The sequence below is a fragment of the Bradyrhizobium ferriligni genome (assembly GCF_056837965.1).
The window spans coordinates 1-18,193 of record NZ_JBXEJO010000117.1; the positions used below are offsets into that span (position 1 = coordinate 1).

Consider the following 18,193-nt stretch of genomic DNA (forward strand, 5'->3'; position numbering starts at 1 on the left):
TATGCGATCGTCGGCAGCGTCAGATGTGTATAAGAGACAGCCCCAACCCTCCCCCGCAAGCGGGAGAGGGGGCGCTGTCTTCGCGCGGACGCTCTGTTGCGTCATCTTGCCTTGCCCTGATGCTTTCTCTTCTCGTGTGGCTCGCGTCAGCCGACACCGCGCGCGCCGCTGGACCACGCATCGTCTCGATGAATGTCTGCAGCGACCAGCTCGTGCTGTCGCTGGCCGACCCCGACCAGATCATCGGCCTCAGCCGCTTCTCGCGCGATGCCTGGCAATCCTGGGCCGCGGAGAAGGCGCGAAACTTTCCGCGCCTGTCTGGCGAGGCCGAGGACGTGCTGCTGCTCAAGCCCGACCTCGTCGTGGTCAGCCTGTTCGATAAGCGTGCGACCCGCGACCTGTTGAAGGCCAACGGGCTGCACCTCGTCGAATTCACGGTGCCGCGCACGCTGGACGAAGTGAAGAACCAGATTCGCGCGATGGGCGATGTGGCGCAGCATCCCGATCGCGCGGAGGCCGAGATCGCGCGCCTCGACGCGGCCATCGCCCGGGCGCGGGCGGCGGCAAGCGCGCATCATTACCGCGTGCTGCCGCTGGAGCGGCGCGGCTTTGTGCCTGGCGACGGCAGCCTGGTCAGCTCGCTGCTGGCGGCAGCCGGCCTCGCCAACGCCGCCGGCGAACTTGGCGTCGGCGCAGGCCGGTTTGCTTCGCTGGAGGCGATCGTAAAACTGCGGCCGGATTTCATCCTGGTGTCGGAAGCCGGCGACCGCGCCGAGGATGACGGTCGCGCCTTCCTGCTGCATCCGGCGCTGGAGCGCTTCTATCCGCAAAGCAAGCGCATCGTGTTGCCCGAGCGGCTCACCGTGTGCGGCGGCGTGATGCTGGCGGATGCGCTGGATCGGCTGACGGAAGAGTTGCAGCGAGTGACGCGGTGATCCTTCGTCATCCGTCATCCTGAGGAGCGCGTAGCGCGTCTCGAAGGATGCACGGCCCGGATCTCTCCAAATGTTCGCGGACACGGCGTGGCCGTCGACCCTTCGAGACGCCGCTTCGCGGCTCGTCAGGGTGACGGTGATGGCTTATACGCGCGCAGTTTGCTCGACTATCCCATCACCACAGGACCGCCGGCCTTCTTCCACGCGTCGATGCCGCCTTCGATATGAGCGGTGTTGACCAGTCCGGCTTTCTTCGCGGCGGCCACCGCCATTGCCGAGCGCTCGCCGAACGCACAGAAGAACACGACGCGGCGGCCGGTTGCGGCCGCGACCTCGCGCAGCATGCCGCCGGGCTGCAGGGTGGCGCAGATTCCGGGATAGGGCGCGTGCAGCGCGCCCGCGAGCGTGCCGTGCTTGGCCCGCTCGCCGCTCTCGCGCAAATCGACCAGGAGGATATCGGGGCGGCCGAGGCTCGCGATGGCGTCGCGCGCGTTGAGGGAGAGGCCTTCCTTGGCGAGTTCGTCCTGGTGCAGACCGACATGCATGTTGGCGGGCACCACGACGTCCATCAGCTTCGGGTTCGGCAAATTGAGGTTGTTCATCAGCTCGACATAGTCGTCGATCGATTTGACCTGCAGCCGCGGATTGTAGCGCTTCTCCTCGCCGATGGTGGAGACGGTGTCGCCCTTGTAGTCATGCGCGGGGAATACCATGGTCTCCTCGGGCAGCTTCAGCAGGCGGTTGAAGATCGAATCGTACTGCGCCCGCGCGCTGCCGTTCTGGAAGTCGGTGCGGCCGGTGCCGCGGATCAGCAGCGTGTCGCCGGTAAAGACGCGGTCGCCCATTAAATAACTATAGGAATCGTCGGTGTGGCCGGGCGTGTACAGCGCCTCGAGGCAAAGGCCCTCGATCGTCACCTTGTCGCCGTCGGAGACCCGCATCGACACCACGTCGGCCTTGCTCTGCTCGCCCATGATGGTGATGCATTGGGTGCGGTCGCGCAACTCGCCGAGGCCGGTGACGTGATCGGCGTGCAGGTGGGTATCGACGGCTTTCACCAGCCTGAGGTCGAGTTCCTGCAGCAGCTTGCAGTAGCGGTCGGCCTTCTCCAGCACCGGATCGAGGATCAATGCCTCGCCGCCGGCGCGGCTCGCGAGCAGATAGCTGTAGGTTCCGGATACGCTGTCGAAGAGCTGGCGAAAGATCATGACGGCTTACCTATTCTCCGGGCCGAGTCACATGGAGGATATTATTCCATAGATAGGGTCCATTCAAAGCAAATCCATCCCCCGAAGACCCTCTATCTCCGTCACCCTGAGGAGCGCGCACTTGCGCGCGTCTCGAAGGGTAAACGGCCCGAATCTTCCAGGAAAGGAACGGCGCCCGTGAAGACATCGAGGCCGTGCATCCTTCGAGACGCCGCTTCGCGGCTCCTCAGGATGACGGGTTCGACGGGTTTGGGCTGATGCGAGCTCTACGGCCGCACGTAGCTCCGGCCTGCTCCTGCAGCTCCATCAGATGCACCACGCCTGACGGTACGATGGTGGCGTCGGGGACGACGGGGCCGTTACGGCCTCACCAGCGTGTATCCGTTCTCGGTGAGCAGCAAGATCTGTGCGACGCCGACCTGCACGGGGGTGGCAGCGGCGATGTAGTCCGGCCGCTTGCCGCTGTCGCGCTCGATCGTGTCGACGGTGTTGAGGCAGATGTCGACCCGCGCGCCCTGCGCGACCAGGCTCTCGACCAGCTTGCGGTTTGGGTTGTCGGGCTTGAGCAGGTCGATGCCCGGGCCGAAGGCGACGATCTCGACCGCGACCTTGTCGGGATCGTAATGCTTCATCAGATTGTTGGCGACGCTGATGACCAGGCCTTGCTTCCTCGGATCGTTGTCGGAGAGCTGCAGCACGACCTTGTGCTCGGCGAACGGCTTGTCCTGCAGCGGCGCCAGCTGGGCGCGGGCGAGCGGCGTCGCCAGCGCGATCGCCGCAAGGCCGAGCGCCGCGATCAACGCGCGGCGCGTCATCCGTGCCTCGCGATGCCCGGATTGTCCTCGACGCCTTTCAGCGTCACGCCGGGCTCGTCGCGGTTCGGCGGCCGGCCGGAGCGCAGATGCCTGGCGACGACATCCCAGATCGGCGCGCCGCTCTGCTGGTTGACCGAGGCCCAGCCTGCGACCTTGTAGTGCTTGCCGGCTTCGAGATGCTTGCCGTTGCCAAGCTTCAGCTCGGAAATACGCTTGCCGACGGTCTCGCCGGGCGTGCAGGTGTAGGCGAGGCCGCCGACGCGGACCATGTCGCCGCCCTGCTGATAATAGGGATCGACGTTGAACAGATTGTCGCAGACGTCTTCCAGCACATCCTTGATCTGGCTGCCGGTCATCGTGGCGACGTAGGTCTCCGGATAGGTGATCGCGGTTTCCGACAGCACGTCTTCCATGGTCAGCGGCTGGCCGGCGAGCGTGGTGATGCCCCAGCGGAAGCCCGGCGACAGCGCGATCTCGGCGTTGAGCTCGCTCAGCAGCGCATCGCAGATCAACTGATCGACGGTGCCGGAGAAATTGCCGCGGCGGTAGAGTAGCCGGTCGGCCGAGGCAAGCTTGCTGTTCCATTCGTCGACATGCGGATCGCGCATCTTGTCGATCAGCGTCTGCATCGCAGGATCGGGCTTCAGCAGTTCGGCGAACACCGGCAGCAGCCGGTAGCGGACATTGGCGACCTTGCCCTTGGTCAGATCGAGATCGAGCACGCCGATGAACTTGCCGTTGGAGCCGGCATTGGTCACCAGCGTGACGCCGCCGGCATTGGTCACCGTGATCGGGATCGGGATCGCATCATGGGTGTGGCCGCCGAGAATGACGTCGATGCCGGTGACGCGGCTGGCGAGCTTGAGGTCGACATCCATGCCGTTATGCGACAGCAGGATCACCGCTTCGACCTTGTCGTTGTTGCGATGGCCGTCGACGAGCTTCTGCAGCTCCTCGTCGCGGATGCCGAACTTCCAGTCCGGCGTGAAGCGCTTCGGATGCGCGATCGGCACGTAGGGGAAGGCCTGGCCGATGATCGCGACGCGATGGCCGCCGATCTCCTTGATGACGGACGGCTTGAACACCCGCCCCGAGGCCGGGTCGAACGCCTTGGCGTCGTTGAACGCGGCTTCCTCGGTCAGGAAAACGTTCTGCGCCAGGAACTCGCCTTTGAAGCGGGAGAGGTTATCGCGCAGCACCTGCTCGCCATAGGTGAATTCCCAGTGCCCGGTCATCGCCTCGATGCCGAGCAGATTGGCGGCCTCCACCATGTCGGCGCCGTTCATGGCGTTGGCGAGCCCTGAGCCCTGCCAGAGGTCGCCGCCGTCGAGCAGGACCGCACGCTTTTCGCCGACATCGGCGCGCAGCTTGTCGACCAGCGTCTTCAGGTGGGCGAAGCCGCCGAGCCGGCCGAACCGGCCGGCGGCCTTCTCGAACTCGACGCAGGTGAAGGCATAGGCGTCGGCGCTGTCGGGCCGGATGCCGAAGCGGTCGAGGAACGCCTTGCCGACGAGGTGCGGCGGCTGGCCGGCCATCGCGCCGACGCCGAGATTGACGCCGGGCTCGCGGAAGAACACCGGCTTCAGCTGCGCATGCGTGTCGGTCATGTGCAGGATGCGGGCGTTGCCGAAGCGTTCGAGGTCGTAGACGCTGGCGGTGTCGGCGCTGCGCGCAAGGCGCGGCAGGCCGGCCGTCAGCGTTGCGGCGGCCGCAGCTTTGAGGAATTCCCGGCGGCGGATGATCATCATTCTCTCCGCGCGGCCCCTGGCCTGCGCGCTCTTAACGAACTTCCATGTCCTTCCAGCGTTCCTTTTCGCTGGTGGCCTGGAAGATCGAGGCCTTTGCCAGCGCCTCGGCCTCCGTGGCCTTGGCGACTGCGGTGTCGAAATCACCAGCCTCACCGGCCTTTTTTGCGGCAGATAGCGTCGAGGCGGTGGTGGTCCACTGGTTGCGCAGGCTGCCGGCTTCCTTGTTGGCGGCTTCGGCCGCGGCGTAGGCCGCCTTGTAGTCTGCCTCGGAGGCGGCGAGGGCGCCGGTCGCGGTCGCGATCAGCAGGGCCGATGCTGCGAGGACAGCTTTGATGGCCGCGCTCATGGCCGTGCTCCCGGCCCCGAAATCGGCAGCCCGTTGCTGACATAGGACAAATAGTATTCGAGATTGCGGTACTCGTCGTCCTGCGGATTGAGCGGCACGCCGCGGATCTGGCTGTTGCAGGTGGTGAAGCGGCGGCTGGTGGTGCCCATGCCGCTCCATTCCGAGCGGTAGATCGGCATCGCGTTCAGGATGCCGAGCGCCGGCGCCAGCACCTCGGCGCGGATCCGCTCGCCCGGGCTCTGGATGTGGCAGGTCGCGCAGGAGAAATTGAGCTGGCCGCGGCGAGTGTAGAAATACTCCTTGCCCTTCTGATAGGCCTCCAGCGCGCGCGGATCGTTCGGAATCTTGATGTCCATCGGCTTGCCGCGCGAGGTGAAGGCCATGTAGGCGGTGAGCGCCGCCATGTCGTCCTTCACATAGGAGAACGGCGCCTCGCCATTGGCTTCGCGGCAGCGGTTGAGCGCGAGCTCGAGCGTGACGACCTTGCCTTCCTTCTCGTCGAAATAAGGATAGTTCTGGCGGATGCCGATGCCCTTGTTCGGGAAGCAGTCGGCGTAGGTCTTGCCGTTCTTGAACGGCGTTGCGAACATCTCCTTGCCGGCTTCGAGCGAGAACTCGTAGGGCGGAAACTGCTCCTTCTCCTCCCATTGCCTGTGCAGGTCCTCATTCATCGAATAGGGACCGTTGACGAAATCCTCGAGCTTCAGCTTGGGGAATTTGCTGGTGAAGAATTTCTGGAACGCCGCCTTGTCGGCGGCGGGATCGACGACGTCGGCCGCGCGCGCTGGTGCGCACGCCAGCAAGCCGAGCGCGAGCGTGGCTATTGTTGCGCGAATTGCGAGGCGTCGCGTCATTGAATCTTCGCCGTGGTGGTGTCGGTCGCGCCCTTGTTGTCGACCCAGCTGACCTTCAGATCGTCGCCCTTCTTGCCGCCCTTGAAGGCGAACTTGACATAGGGATCCTTGGAGACGCCGCCGCCCCAGTCGGCGACGAACACCGGCTTGCCGTCATATTCGAAGGTGAGCTGCTGGATGAAATGCGGCGGAATGATCTCGCCCTTGGCGTCCTTGACGAAGCCGGAATCCATCGGGTGCTGGATCAGCGCCTGCACCTCGGTGGTGTCGCCGTTTGACGTGGCGCGCACGCGAATGCTCGATGCCATCGGTTTGTCCCTTGATTGAACTCAGCCGCCGCAGCCGCCGACGGTGACCTTGATTTCCTTCTTGGCGCTGTAGAGCTTGCCGCCGGCCTCGACGATCACGGTGACATTGCTGGTCTTGGCCATCTTGATGCGGTTGGCGACGGTCGGCAGCGTGCCGGCCGGAATCTTGTACGACGCCACCAGCGAGATCGGGTTCTCGCTCACCAGAAACGAGATCGAGGTGACATCGGCCAGCGTCGTGGTGGCGGAGATCGGCACCACCGCGCCGTTCTCGGCGATCTCCGGCGCGTCCATCTTGACCTTGTCCGATGGCTCGGCGGTCTTGCCATAGAGCGCCTTGATCGCGTCGGCCTCGGTCTTCTGCTTGAATGCGTCTTCGGGATATTTGTCGTTGGCGGCGGCGAGTGCCTGCGGAACGTCGAACGGAATGACCCCGAGGCCGATCAGCGCGGCGATGCCGGCGCCCTTCAGCACCATCCGGCGCGCTCTAGAAAATTCGCTGGTCGTGATGTTCATCGAAAAAAATCTCCTCAAGCGACGGTCGCGGCGTCACAGCGTCTGCAGGAAGTCCACCACCGCGTCGATTTCCTTCTCGCTCAAAATCCGGTTTCGGCCGAACGGCGGCATCACCGTCTGCGGATTGCGCCTGGTCTCGTCGGTCACGATCGCGATCAGCTCGTCGCGGCTGTATTTGGCCTTGAGGCCGGTCAGCTCGGGGCCGATCGTGCCGGGCAGGTCGCCGCCCTTGATGACGTGGCAGGTCAGGCAATTGCCCTTGCCGCGGTCGAAGGCGAGCTTCTGTCCCTCGGCGGCGGATTGGGCCTGCGCGGGCGCGGCCATGGCGGTGCCTGCCAGCAGCGCCAGGACGAAGGCTGGCTTGGAGAAAGTGGCGATCAAGGACGTTTCCCGGGCTTCAATCTCGATGATCCCATCGCAATATAAAGAGTGGAAAGCACAAAGGCCATCGGCTGGCAATGTGGAGAATCGTCGGGAAGGCAAGGGCGGTTAACGGTCGTTGGAATGCACAAAGTCATGCCCGTCACCCTGAGGTGCGAGCGGAGCGAGCCTCGAAGGGTGCACGGCCCGACTGTGGCCGGTTCATCCTTCGAGGCTCGCAAGGGCTCGCGCCTCAGGATGACGGATCAGGCGGTGTCCGCGAGCCGGTTCCGGCTTTGCCGGTAGGAGCAGTCTGATCTACATACGGCTAACAGGAGAAGCGCGGTGGCGGAATTCGTGGCGGAGTTCGGCAAGGACGGCCAACCGGTCGAGGCGGACGGGCGGCTCGATGCGCCGGCGTTCCATCGCAACCATCAGCCGATCTGGACCGTCCTGAAGGACTATCTCGCCGGCCAATCCGGCGACGTGCTGGAAGTCGGCAGCGGCACCGGCCAGCATGTCGTCTATTTCGCCGCTCAGACGCCCAACATCACCTGGTGGCCGAGCGACCTCCATGCGGCGCACCTGCGCAGCATCGAGGCCTGGCGCGCGCATGCCGCCCTTGCCAACATTGGGCCGCCGCAGCCGATCGATCTGTCCGATCCCGCCTGGTCGCCCGTGCCGTCGCACGGCAAAGGTCCGGACAATCTGCTCGCGATCTTCTGCGCCAATGTGATCCACATCGCGCCGTGGCGCGTCGCCGAGGGCCTGTTCGCCGGCGCCGCGCGGCACCTGCGCGCCGACGGCCGGCTGTTGCTCTACGGCCCGTTCAAGCGCGGCGGCAAGCACACCGCGCTCAGCAATGCCGTGTTCGACACGTCGTTGCGCGAGCGCGACGCCGAGTGGGGGGTGCGCGATATCGCCGATCTCGAGACGCTTGCGGAGAGAGTCGGGCTCAAGCTCGCTCGTACGTTTGAGATGCCGGCCAACAACATGATCCTGATGTTTGCGCGGACACAACCGCGATGAAAGTGCGCACCCTCTTTCGCTTGCGGGAGGCCACCGGGGATTCGTACAGTGGGGATGGCTCCTACCAGGGGCGCGGGTCGATGAGCGCCGAGACCCGGATCTCGGTCATCGATGTCTATCGGGCGGAAATTAATGAGCCGGACTGCATTCAAGAAGGGTCTGTTCAAAGTACTGTTACAGCAGGGTTTCGTGCTGGGTCGAGGCCTGCTGCGTGTTTCGAATGACCAAATGGTCACGCTCATAGGAGTTCAGAAGGGCTTTGGCGATCAGTGGTTCGTCAATGTCGGTTTTTGGCTCACTCGGGTAGGGATAGAAGAGCCCAATCGCATTGAGCAGGCGCATCTGTATTTTAGGCTCGAAAGGCTGTTTCCTCAGCATAGGGAGGTCATTCTTACCGCGGGAGACTTAGGCGACGTGGGCCAATCAGAGGCATACGAAAGACTCACAAGGCTGATCAGCAGCGAGATCGCAACGAATGTAAAGCGACTGGGCACGGAGGAGGGACTCGTTGAAGCCTATCGTGCTCGTCGTTTGGAGAGCGGTTTAGTGACCGCGGTCGCGAAGGAATGGCTTTTGTCAGCAGGTTAACTTAGGGAGCGCAGTGCTCTACATGGCAAGCTCGAGACGTTAGCGGAAAGCGTCGACCTGAAGCTCTCTGGCATCTTCAAATGGCCGGCCAACAGCGTGATCCGAATATTCACGCGAGAGGGAAGCGGGATCAGTCGTAAGCCAGGCACCAGCCAGGCCCGCGCAGCCAGCAACGTTCGTCGGGGATCCCGGCGTCTCGGTAGAGCCGGGTCACCTTCTGCCAGCCGCCGCGGGCGAAGGCTTCGGCGAGCGTTTTTTCGGACGTCTCGTCCCGGCCGCCGTCGCAGGGAATGATCGCAACCGGTGATATCCAGTCCGCTTGGTACTCTTCGCCCTCGCGCCGGATCCGGAACACGGCGCCGGAGCGCGCCACCTGCTCCGGCGCGCCACCCTTGAATCCCTCATCCGACGTCAGCGGCAGGATCAGGCGGCCGCCGGCGGCGAGCCCGTCGAGCCATCGCGCGGCAGGCCGGGTGCAGCCGGCGTTGACATAGATCACGTCGGCGGACTCGAACGGCGCAATCGTGCCGTCGCCCTGGACGATCTCGACATTTGTGTAAGCGGCGAGATTGGCGCGAGCGTCCGCCGCAAGGTCCGGATCGTATTCGATGCCGGTCACGCGGCCGGACGGTCCGACCAGATGCGCGAGGATCGCCGTGTAATACCCTGTGCCCGTGCCGACATGCACTACGTGCTCGCCGGCGGCGGCCGCGGCCTGGTGCATGAGATAGGCATGCAGCGACGGCTGGCCGTTGTTGAGACGCCGCTCGGGGCGCAAGGCGACGAGATCGTTGGTGTAGAGATAGACCGGGTCGGCATCGGGCGTCGGCGCATAGTCGCGGCTCCACCAGCGCAGCATCATCCATGGTCCCGGGCCGACGAAGTCCTCGCGGGGAATGGCGGCGAAGGCCTCCGTCAGCCGCGGATTGATAGTGTTGGCGGCAGCCAGGATCTGCTTGGCATAGGCCGCGCGGATGATGCGGAGTTCGGCTTGCGGGTCCATTGCCGCGCGCTCCCACGATGTCGCGTGTTGTGTGATTTGACACACCGAGGTGTGTGAAATAGCATACTCCGATGACGGAGGCCAGAATGAAGAGACGGCTTTATCCGGCCGTGCTGGAGCGCGGGCCGCGCGGCGCATTCGGGGCGTGGTTTCCGGATTTTCCCGGCTGCGTCGCCGCGGGACGATCGCAGGAAGACGCGATCGAGCGCGCCGAGCACACGCTGGCGCAGACCGTCGACGGTTGGGTCGAGCAGGGCAAGCCATTGCCGGAGCCGACCCCAATCGAGCGCATCGTGGCGCCGAAGGGCTCGGACGTCGCCGCTTTCTTCATGGTTGGCGTCGATCCGCCCGACCCGTCTGAGCGCGTCAACGTCTATTTGCCGAAGAGCCTCATCACACGGATCGACAAGCACGCAGCCGGACTCGGCATGAGCCGCTCCAGCTTTTTCGGTTTCGCCGCGACGCTTGCGCTTGAATGGCACGTTCACAAGCCGCACCTCGTCGGGCCGCGCTCCAAGGTCCACAAGACCGGCGCGCTGCGCGCCGAGAAGCGGCACGGCAAGAAGCCTGTGCGGTAGGCGATCGATCGTCGAGCGGCAGCTTTCTCACCGTCACCCTGAGGAGGCCGCGCAGCGGCCGTCTCGAAGGGTCGACGGCCCCGACCGTGGCCGTGCATCCTTCGAGACGCCCGCTGCGCGGGCTCCTCAGGATGACGGGATTAATAGAGGCGCCAAGCCTGTTCGACATGAGAGCAGGGCCAACCCTTGTGCGCCTCCCGCATGGCCTCGGTCCGTTTGCGCCGGTTGATCGGCCTCGACCCGCTCTCCATAGTGCGCCCGATTGGAGGCTCCCGCCGGGGCTTCGAGGCGGGACTACCGATGATTGATGTGACGGCTGCGGATGAGGCGAGCGACGACGCGCGGGCGCGCAGCAATGTGTGGCGGCTTGCGGCGGCGCAGGCGCTGACCGGCGCCAATTCGGCGGTGATCTTCGCTACCGGCTCGATCGTCGGCGCGACGCTGGCGCCCGACGTCTCGCTCGCGACGGTGCCGCTCTCGATGTATGTGCTGGGGCTTGCCGCCGGCACGCTGCCGACCGGCGCGATCTCGCGCGCCTATGGCAGGCGCGTCGCCTTCATCATCGGCACCTTCTGCGGCACGCTCACCGGCGCGCTCGGCGCCTGGGCGATCCTGCACTCATCGTTCTGGCTGTTCTGCGGCGCGACCTTCCTCGGCGGGCTCTACGGCGCCGTCGCGCAGTCCTACCGCTTTGCCGCCGCCGATGGCGCCAGTGTCGCGTTCCGGCCCAAGGCGGTGTCCTGGGTGATGGCCGGCGGCGTGTTCGCCGGCGTCCTCGGGCCGCAGCTCGTGCAATGGACCATGGACATCTGGCCGCCCTATCTGTTCGCGTTCTCCTTCGTGATGCAGGCGCTGGTCGCGCTGGTGGCGATGGCGGTGCTCTCGGGCGTCGACGCGCCGAAGCCTGCGGCCGCGGACCTGCATGGCGGCCGCCCGCTTGTCGAGATCGCCAGGCAGCCGCGCTTCATTGCCGCGGCGCTGTGCGGCGTGATCGCCTATCCGATGATGAATCTGGTGATGACCTCGGCGCCGCTCGCCATGAAGATGTGCGGGCTGTCGGTCAGCGATTCCAATTTCGGCATTCAGTGGCACATCGTTGCGATGTACGGCCCGAGCTTCTTCACGGGCTCGCTGATCGCGCGGTTCGGCGCGCCCGTTATCGTCGCGCTCGGGCTGGCGCTGGAGGCGGTGGCCGCGATGATCGGATTGTCAGGCGTCACCGCGCCGCACTTCTGGGCGACGCTGTTCGTGCTCGGGATCGGCTGGAATTTCGCCTTTGTTGGCGCCTCCGCGCTGGTGCTGGAGACGCACCGGCCGCAGGAACGCAACAAGGTGCAGGCGTTCAACGATTTCCTCGTGTTCGGCATGATGGCGATCGGCTCGTTCTCGTCGGGCCAGTTGCTCGCGCATTACGGCTGGAATGCCGTCAACTGGGTGGTGTTCCCGCCTGTGCTGCTCGGCCTCGCCGTGCTCTCGTTCGCTTCATTCGCCAAGCGACGCACGAAATTGCGCGCGGTGGAAGAAAGCATCTAATTCCTGCTGCCAGTTGCTGACACTTCGATCAGCTTCGAAATGATCCGCTTGCAACGCTGTTCACATCATGGGATCGGATCAGTCCGGCCATGACGATGTGAGAAGCAAGAGCAAGAAATGGACGCATCCTCAGCCACGCTCCCTGATGAATCCTCGCTTGGTTATGAGGGCTGGCGCATCGTCGTCGTCTGCTTCCTGCTTGCGACCTTCGGCTGGGGACTGGGCTTCTACGGCCAGAGCGTCTATGTCGCCGAGCTGCAGCGGCTGCACGGCTGGCCGGCGTCGCTGATCTCGTCGGGCACGACCTTCTTCTATCTGTTCGGCGCCGCGCTGGTCGCCTTCGTCAGCGAGGCGATCAAGGCGTTCGGCGCGCGCAGCTGCCTGATCGCCGGCACCTTCGCGATGGCGATCGCGGCGGTTGCGATCGGCGAGGTGCGCGAGCCCTGGCAGCTCTATCTTGCCGATGCGCTGCTGGCGTTCGGCTGGGCGGGCACCAGCCTCGGCATCATCACCAACACGCTCGGCCTGTGGTTCGACAAGAAGCGCGGCATGGCGATCAGCCTGGCGCTGAACGGCGCGAGCTTCGGCGGCATCGTCGGCGTGCCGCTGCTGGTGGCGGGGATCGGCGCTTTCGGCTTCTCCGGCGCGATGATCGCGGCCGCGGGGCTGCTGATCGTGGTGATGGTGCCTGTCATCCTGATCTTTGTCGGGCGGCCGCCGGCGCATCTGCACGCGGTCACGGCCGCGGCGGCCGACGCGCCATCGGCGACCCAGGTGCGCGCGCGGGCGCTGCGCGACATCCGCTTCCTCTCGGTCTCGATTGCCTTCGCGCTGGTGCTGTTCGCCCAGGTCGGCTTCATCGTGCATCTGATCGCCTATCTCGATCAGGTGATCGGCCGCGAGCGCGCGACGGTGGCGATGGCGCTCTTGACCGCGATGGCCGTGGTCGGGCGCGTCTCGTTCTCCTTCGTGATCGACCGGCTCAACCAGCGGCTGGCATCGGCGCTGTCCTTTGTCAGCCAGGCGGTCGCGCTGGCCGTCATCATCAATGTGCACAATGACGTGGCGCAGATCGCCGCCTGCGCGCTGTTCGGCTTCTCGGTCGGCAATCTGATCACGCTGCCGGCGCTGATCGTGCAGCGCGAGTTCGATCCGCGTGCGTTCGGCGTGCTGGTCAGCCTGATCACCGCGATCAACCAGATCACCTACGCCTTCGGCCCCGGCGTGGTCGGGCTGCTGCACGATCTCTCGGGCAGCTACGCACTGCCGTTCTACGGCTGCATTGGCCTGGAGCTGATCGCGGCGGTGACGATCATGGCGAGAGGAAAGTAGATTGTAGCCCGGATGAGCGAAGCGATATCCGGGACCGGTCTATCAGCTTGCGCAAGACCCCGGATGTCGCTTCGCTCATCCGGGCTACGATTTCCTCTGCGACCGCCGCGCTTCGCTCATCCGGGCTACGATCTACGACTTGCGGCGTGACTTCCGCACCTTCTTCGGCTCGCTGATCTTGCCGGCTGCCGCGACGCGGAGCAGGCGGCGGAAGGTCGGGCATTCCATGTGGCTCGGAGCCGGGCAGACGGCGGCGTGGCGCAGGCCGTCGCGCATCGCGTTGAGCCTGCGGATGGTGCGGTCGAGCTCGTCGGCCTTGGCAGAGAGCATTTTCCGGTCGATGCGCGGTCTTCCATCGGGCGCGAACATTCTCGCGATCTCGTCGAGCGAGAAGCCGGAGGCGCGCCCGAGCGCGATCAGCGCCAGCCGGTCGAGCACAGCCGGATCGAACAGGCGGCGCAACCCGCGCCGGCCATGCGAGGCGATCAGCCCTTTCTCCTCATAGAAGCGCAAGGTCGAGGCGCGCACGCCCGACAGCTCCGCCACTTCCGCGATATCGATGTCCCGCATGGCCCTTGACCTCAAGTTCACTTGAACTGGCAGTATCCAGCCTATCGCTTGCCCGCGGCAAGCATCAAGAAGGACGAGAATCATGGGTGTCGCAGCGCAAGTCGACGACGAGCAGGTCAAACTCTGGAACGGCGCCGCAGGCCGCGCCTGGGTCGAGACGCGCGACGTGCTCGAAGGGATGTTCAAGCCGCTCGAAGAGCTGCTCGTCCGAGCAGTGTCCGATGCCGCGGCCAGCCGCGTGCTCGATATCGGTTGCGGCACCGGCGCCACGACTTTCGCTGTTGCCCGCGTGCTCGGCCGGCAAGGGCATTGCACCGGCATCGACATTTCCGAGCCGATGATCGCGGCGGCGCGCGCCCGTGCGGAGCGGGAAGGGCGGCCGGTCAGCTTCATCTGCGCCGACGCGCAGTCCTGTCCGTTCGCGCCCGCGAGTTTCGACATGATCATCTCGCGCCTCGGCGTGATGTTCTTTGCCGATCCGGTGCAGGCTTTCGCCAATCTGCGCCGCGCGGCCCGGCCGGGTGCTGCGCTCCGCTTCATCGCGTGGCGCGGCGCCGCCGAGAACCCGTTCATGACGACGGCGGAACAGGCGGCAAAGCCGTTGCTGCCGGATCTTCCGGCACGGCGTCCCGATGCGCCGGGGCAGTTCGGCTTCGCCGACCGGAAGCAGGTCGAAGCTATCCTGGATGATAGCGGCTGGGAGGCGATCGCGATCGATCCGGTCGATGTCGCCCTCAGCTTTCCGGCATCGGAGCTGACCCGCTATGTGAGTTGGCTCGGCCCGGTCGGGACGATGCTGCAGGCGATGGAGGAGCCGCGTCGCACGCAGGTGATCGAGACCGTGCGCGGCGCGTTCGATCGCTACATCCATGGAACCGAGATTCGCTTCACCGCCGCCTGCTGGATGGTCGCGGCACGAGCACCGGCGGAGGCCGCGCGTGGTTGAAGCCGCGGAATTTGTGGCGAGCGCGGTGCTGATCGGGATCGGCGCGACCGTCGTGATGGACATCTGGGGGATGGTCCGAAAGCGCCTGCTTGGCATCCCGTCGCTGGACTATGCCCTGGTCGGCCGCTGGCTCGGCCATCTCGTATGCGGGCGCCTGCGCCACGACCGCATCGCCGCGTCACCGCAGGTCGCGGGCGAACGGGTCATCGGATGGGTCGCGCATTATCTGATCGGGATCGGCTTTGCCGGCGTGCTGCTTGCGATCTTCGGCCTCGATTGGTGCGGCAGCCCACCATCGCTCCGGCCCTGATGGTCGGGATCGGCAGCGTGGCCGCGCCGTTCCTGGTGATGCAGCCCGCGATGGGCGCCGGCATCGCCGCGAGCCGCACGCCCCGTCCGTGGTCGGCGCGGCTGCAAAGCGTCGTGACGCATACGGTGTTTGGTGTTGGGCTCTATGCGGCCGGCCGGCTCGCTCACCTGCTCCTGAACCCGTAGCCCGGATGAAGCGAAGTGCAATCCGGGGACCGTCTCCACATACGCAGGTTTCCTGGAATTTCGCGGAGCCTGTCATCGGGCGCGCGTTCGCGCGGCCCGTTGGCTCCATCCGGGCTACCTCTTCACCTCCCCTTGAAAAGGGGAGGTCGCTTTGCTCGCAGAGCAAAGCGGGTGGGGATCTGCTCTCTCCACTTGCAGCAGAGCCTGCGGCTGACCCCCATCCCGACCTTCCCCCTTTCGGGGGAAGGGGAATAAAGACCTGTAGAACCCGTAGCCCGGATGAAGCGAAGCGCAATCCGGGGACAGCATCACCTTATGGCGCGAACCCCGGATTTCGCTGCGCTTCATCCGGGCTACAAGCTCCTTCCGGGCTACGGAATTATGCCGCCCGCTGCTTCAAGAGATCCTCGAGGTCCAGCCGTCGCGTGAACATCGCGAGCTTGCCGTCCGCGCTGCGCGGCCATTCGGCCTCGGGGCGATCCCAATAGAGCTCGACGCCGTTCTCATCGGGATCGCGCAAGTACAGCGCCTGGCTGACGCCGTGGTCGCTGGCGCCGTCGAGCTCGATGCCGGCCGACAGCACCCGGTGCAGCGCGTCGGCGAGCGCCGGGCGGGTCGGATAGAGGATGGCGGTGTGGAACAGGCCGGTGGTGCCCGGCGGCGGCGGATGGCCGCCCTTGCTTTCCCAGGTGTTGAGGCCGATGTGGTGGTGATAGCCGCCGGCCGAGATGAAGGCCGCGTCCGCGCCCAGCCGCTGCTGCAACTCGAAGCCGAGCACGCCGCAATAGAAGCCGAGCGCGCGCTCGAGATCGGCCACCTTGAGATGGACATGCCCGATCCGCGTGCCGGCGATGATGGGGGGATTCTCTGGCATGAGCGGACTCCGTTGACGTCAATGCCCCTGCCATCAGGGGCGAGGTTCGCCGCCTGATATAGTCCGGATTTGCCGACGCCGGAGCGATCGATCCGGAAACGCAAGGTTTCCGAAAGGCGCCACGGTCGCCAGGCCTAGCAGAGCTCCGACAGCTCGCCGCCGGGCAGCTGGAACTCGAACGTGTTCAGCGTCATCGACACCATGGTGTAGTAGCCGCAGAGGCCGATCACCTCGACCAGGCCGCGTTGGCTCAGCACCTCGATCGCCTCGTCATACAATGCCTTCGGCAGGCCGTGACCTTCGTGCAGTGCCTTGGCGACGTCGTAGATCACCCTGGCCTTGGGATCGTCGAAGGTTGGCGTCCGGCGCACGCGAATGTCCTCGATGATCTTCGGATCGAGGCCGCCCTTCAGTGCCAGGCGCTTGTGGGCATACCATTCGTAATGCGCGGTCCAGTGCCGGGCGGTGACGAGGATCGCGATCTCCGACAGTTTTGGCGGGAAGATCGTGTCGAAGCGCAGCACCTCGCCGAGCCGCGTGGCATGCCGTGCCATCTCCGGGCTGTTCAGCCAGGCCATCATCGGCGCCGGTGGCGCGCCGCGCTTGCCGGCGATCGACTCGTCGTAGGTTTCTTTCTGGGCGGCGTTCATTTCGCTAGGCGAAAGCAGCTTCAGCCGCATGTCCGTTTCCTCTTGTTTTTCAAGCGTTACCCCATCTCGGCGATACACCCGATCGCGCGCAGTGAGTAGCGACGCCAGAGCATGGCGCGGCCGCGAGGCATATTGAATTCGGCGGCTGCGTAGGTCTAAGGTCGAATCCAATTCGACGATTTTTTGACTGGAAACGCACCATGGCCGACCTCGAGAAATTCCGCGCGGAGACCCGCGCCTGGCTGGAGCAGAACTGCCCGGCGGAGATGCGCAAGCCGATGACCTCGGATGGCGATACCTTCTGGGGTGGCCGCAACACGAAATTCTCGTCCGAAGCGCAGCGCGTCTGGTTCGAGCGGATGCGCGACAAGGGCTGGACCGTGCCGCATTGGCCGAAGGAATATGGCGGCGGAGGCCTCGACGGCGAGGAGGCCAAGATCGTGCGCCAGGAGATGGCTGCGATCGGCGCGCGTCAGCCGCTGACCTCGTTCGGCATCTCGATGCTCGGACCGGCGCTGCTGAAATACGGCACCGAGGAGCAGAAAAAGGAGCATCTGCCGAAGATCACCGCGGGCCTGATCCGCTGGTGCCAGGGCTATTCCGAGCCGAACGCCGGCTCCGACCTCGCCTCGCTGCAGACCCGCGCGGTCGGCGACGGCGACGACTATATCATCAACGGCCAGAAGATCTGGACGTCCTACGCCAACTACGCCGACTGGATCTTCTGCCTGGTGCGCACCGATCCGGCGGCCAAGAAACATGACGGCATCAGCTTCATCCTGTTCGACATGACCTCGAAGGGCGTGTCCACAAAACCGATCCTCCTGATCTCGGGCTACTCGCCGTTCTGCGAGACCTTCTTCGACAATGTCCGCGTGCCGAAGTCGCATGTCGTCGGCACCGTCAATCGCGGCTGGGATGTCGCGAAATACCTGCTGCAGCACGAGCGCGCGATGATCTCCGGCATGGGCGAGCGCGGCGTCGGCCGTCCGCTCGGCCAGATCGCTGCCGACTCGGTGGGTGCGGACGCGCAAGGCAAGCTCGATGACGCGCAGCTGCGCAGCCAGATCGCGAGCTTCGAGGTCGACGAGGCCGCGCTCGCCGCCGCGGCCGAGCGCGCGGTCGATCTCGCCAAGGCCGGGCAATCGCATCCGGCGTTCTCCTCGGCGATGAAATATTACGGCACCGAGCTCAACAAGCGCCGCTACGAGATCCTGATGTCGGCCGGCGGCATCGACGCGCTGGAATGGGAGAGCGACCGTTCCAGGGGCGGCGCCCGCCCGCGTGCCTGGCTGCGCACCAAGGCCAATTCGATCGAGGGCGGCACCTCGGAGGTGATGCTCGGCATCGTCGCCAAGCGCATCCTCGACCTGCCGGGCGCGTGATCTTCACCTCCTCCTGAAAGGGGGAGGTCGGCGCGCTCGGGAACGCATTGCGTTCCCTGAGCGCGACGGGCGGGGGTCAAGCCGCGAACACGGAGCAAGCGGCAGACCCCCACCCAACCC

20 protein-coding genes and 1 pseudogene are annotated in these 18,193 nt (G+C 65.4%); 9 read left to right on the top strand and 12 right to left on the bottom strand.

The window, feature by feature from the left end:
• Window positions 1-119 precede the first annotated feature (119 nt).
• Window positions 120-935: an ABC transporter substrate-binding protein gene (locus tag AC1VNY_RS40420; protein WP_482409363.1), complete on the top strand. Its 816-nt coding sequence runs from the start codon at window positions 120-122 to the stop codon at window positions 933-935.
• Window positions 936-1,102: 167 nt separating this feature from the next.
• Here the strand turns inward: AC1VNY_RS40420 and AC1VNY_RS40425 are convergent, their stop codons facing one another.
• The 8 genes from AC1VNY_RS40425 to soxX form a co-directional block, all read right to left on the bottom strand.
• Entirely contained in the window at window positions 1,103-2,143 is a 1,041-nt protein-coding gene (locus tag AC1VNY_RS40425) for an MBL fold metallo-hydrolase (RefSeq protein ID WP_304498312.1), read from the bottom strand.
• Window positions 2,144-2,502: 359 nt separating this feature from the next.
• A complete protein-coding gene (locus AC1VNY_RS40430) occupies window positions 2,503-2,958 on the bottom strand; it encodes a DsrE family protein (RefSeq protein ID WP_157343421.1) in 456 nt (151 codons plus the stop codon).
• The gene (gene soxB / locus AC1VNY_RS40435) at window positions 2,955-4,703 is read right to left on the bottom strand and encodes a thiosulfohydrolase SoxB (RefSeq protein ID WP_482409364.1); all 1,749 of its coding nucleotides are present in this window, start codon (window positions 4,701-4,703) and stop codon (window positions 2,955-2,957) included. Before soxB ends, AC1VNY_RS40430 begins: the two co-directional genes overlap by 4 nt.
• Before the next feature lie 34 nt (window positions 4,704-4,737).
• Window positions 4,738-5,052 carry a hypothetical protein gene (locus AC1VNY_RS40440; RefSeq protein ID WP_080686912.1) on the bottom strand — a complete coding sequence of 105 codons (315 nt, stop codon included), beginning with the start codon at window positions 5,050-5,052 and terminating at the stop codon, window positions 4,738-4,740.
• Window positions 5,049-5,906: a sulfur oxidation c-type cytochrome SoxA gene (gene soxA / locus AC1VNY_RS40445; protein ID WP_482409365.1), complete on the bottom strand. Its 858-nt coding sequence runs from the start codon at window positions 5,904-5,906 to the stop codon at window positions 5,049-5,051. The genes AC1VNY_RS40440 and soxA overlap by 4 nt, the downstream gene beginning before the upstream one ends.
• Entirely contained in the window at window positions 5,903-6,214 is a 312-nt protein-coding gene (gene soxZ, locus AC1VNY_RS40450; RefSeq protein ID WP_016848045.1) for a thiosulfate oxidation carrier complex protein SoxZ, read from the bottom strand. Before soxZ ends, soxA begins: the two co-directional genes overlap by 4 nt.
• A 21-nt stretch (window positions 6,215-6,235) precedes the next feature.
• A complete protein-coding gene (soxY, locus tag AC1VNY_RS40455) occupies window positions 6,236-6,730 on the bottom strand; it encodes a thiosulfate oxidation carrier protein SoxY (RefSeq protein ID WP_482409366.1) in 495 nt (164 codons plus the stop codon).
• A gap of 33 nt (window positions 6,731-6,763) precedes the next feature.
• On the bottom strand, window positions 6,764-7,054 hold the full coding sequence (soxX, locus tag AC1VNY_RS40460) for a sulfur oxidation c-type cytochrome SoxX (protein WP_051003058.1): 291 nt from the start codon (window positions 7,052-7,054) through the stop codon (window positions 6,764-6,766).
• A gap of 381 nt (window positions 7,055-7,435) precedes the next feature.
• On the opposite strand from soxX, the gene AC1VNY_RS40465 reads away from it, so the two are divergent.
• Together AC1VNY_RS40465 and AC1VNY_RS40470 are read left to right on the top strand one after the other, a co-directional pair.
• Window positions 7,436-8,119 carry a DUF938 domain-containing protein gene (locus tag AC1VNY_RS40465; RefSeq protein ID WP_482409367.1) on the top strand — a complete coding sequence of 228 codons (684 nt, stop codon included), beginning with the start codon at window positions 7,436-7,438 and terminating at the stop codon, window positions 8,117-8,119.
• A gap of 132 nt (window positions 8,120-8,251) precedes the next feature.
• Window positions 8,252-8,707, top strand: coding sequence for a hypothetical protein (locus tag AC1VNY_RS40470; protein WP_482409368.1), 456 nt, complete (start codon window positions 8,252-8,254; stop codon window positions 8,705-8,707).
• Between the two features lie 130 nt (window positions 8,708-8,837).
• Here the strand turns inward: AC1VNY_RS40470 and AC1VNY_RS40475 are convergent, their stop codons facing one another.
• Window positions 8,838-9,710, bottom strand: a complete 873-nt coding sequence (locus AC1VNY_RS40475) for a protein-L-isoaspartate O-methyltransferase family protein (protein ID WP_482409369.1) — start codon at window positions 9,708-9,710, stop codon at window positions 8,838-8,840.
• An 86-nt stretch (window positions 9,711-9,796) separates the two neighbouring features.
• Here AC1VNY_RS40475 and AC1VNY_RS40480 point away from each other — a divergent pair, with 86 nt between their 5' ends.
• The 3 genes from AC1VNY_RS40480 to AC1VNY_RS40490 all read left to right on the top strand — a co-directional run bounded on the left by AC1VNY_RS40480 (window position 9,797) and on the right by AC1VNY_RS40490 (window position 13,153).
• Complete coding sequence (locus AC1VNY_RS40480; RefSeq protein WP_482409370.1) at window positions 9,797-10,288, top strand: type II toxin-antitoxin system HicB family antitoxin; 492 nt, start codon at window positions 9,797-9,799, stop codon at window positions 10,286-10,288.
• A 300-nt stretch (window positions 10,289-10,588) separates the two neighbouring features.
• Window positions 10,589-11,821 (top strand): MFS transporter, encoded by a 1,233-nt coding sequence (locus tag AC1VNY_RS40485; protein ID WP_482409371.1) that lies wholly within the window; start codon window positions 10,589-10,591, stop codon window positions 11,819-11,821.
• Between the two features lie 117 nt (window positions 11,822-11,938).
• The gene (locus AC1VNY_RS40490) at window positions 11,939-13,153 is read left to right on the top strand and encodes an MFS transporter (protein WP_482409372.1); all 1,215 of its coding nucleotides are present in this window, start codon (window positions 11,939-11,941) and stop codon (window positions 13,151-13,153) included.
• Between the two features lie 132 nt (window positions 13,154-13,285).
• On the opposite strand, the gene AC1VNY_RS40495 is transcribed toward AC1VNY_RS40490, so the two are convergent.
• Complete coding sequence (locus AC1VNY_RS40495; protein ID WP_482409373.1) at window positions 13,286-13,723, bottom strand: helix-turn-helix domain-containing protein; 438 nt, start codon at window positions 13,721-13,723, stop codon at window positions 13,286-13,288.
• 82 nt (window positions 13,724-13,805) lie between these two features.
• Between AC1VNY_RS40495 and AC1VNY_RS40500 the strand changes: the two genes are divergently transcribed.
• Together AC1VNY_RS40500 and AC1VNY_RS40505 are read left to right on the top strand one after the other, a co-directional pair.
• Entirely contained in the window at window positions 13,806-14,669 is an 864-nt protein-coding gene (locus tag AC1VNY_RS40500; protein ID WP_482409374.1) for a class I SAM-dependent methyltransferase, read from the top strand.
• Between the two features lie 70 nt (window positions 14,670-14,739).
• A pseudogene (locus tag AC1VNY_RS40505) lies at window positions 14,740-15,164 on the top strand (DUF2938 domain-containing protein).
• A gap of 379 nt (window positions 15,165-15,543) precedes the next feature.
• Here the strand turns inward: AC1VNY_RS40505 and AC1VNY_RS40510 are convergent.
• Both AC1VNY_RS40510 and AC1VNY_RS40515 read right to left on the bottom strand, forming a co-directional pair.
• Complete coding sequence (locus tag AC1VNY_RS40510) at window positions 15,544-16,038, bottom strand: VOC family protein (RefSeq protein WP_482409375.1); 495 nt, start codon at window positions 16,036-16,038, stop codon at window positions 15,544-15,546.
• 134 nt (window positions 16,039-16,172) lie between these two features.
• Window positions 16,173-16,718, bottom strand: coding sequence for a carboxymuconolactone decarboxylase family protein (locus AC1VNY_RS40515; protein WP_050626799.1), 546 nt, complete (start codon window positions 16,716-16,718; stop codon window positions 16,173-16,175).
• A gap of 170 nt (window positions 16,719-16,888) precedes the next feature.
• On the opposite strand from AC1VNY_RS40515, the gene AC1VNY_RS40520 reads away from it, so the two are divergent.
• The gene (locus AC1VNY_RS40520; protein WP_482409376.1) at window positions 16,889-18,073 is read left to right on the top strand and encodes an acyl-CoA dehydrogenase family protein; all 1,185 of its coding nucleotides are present in this window, start codon (window positions 16,889-16,891) and stop codon (window positions 18,071-18,073) included.
• The last annotated feature ends 120 nt before the right edge of the window (window positions 18,074-18,193 follow it).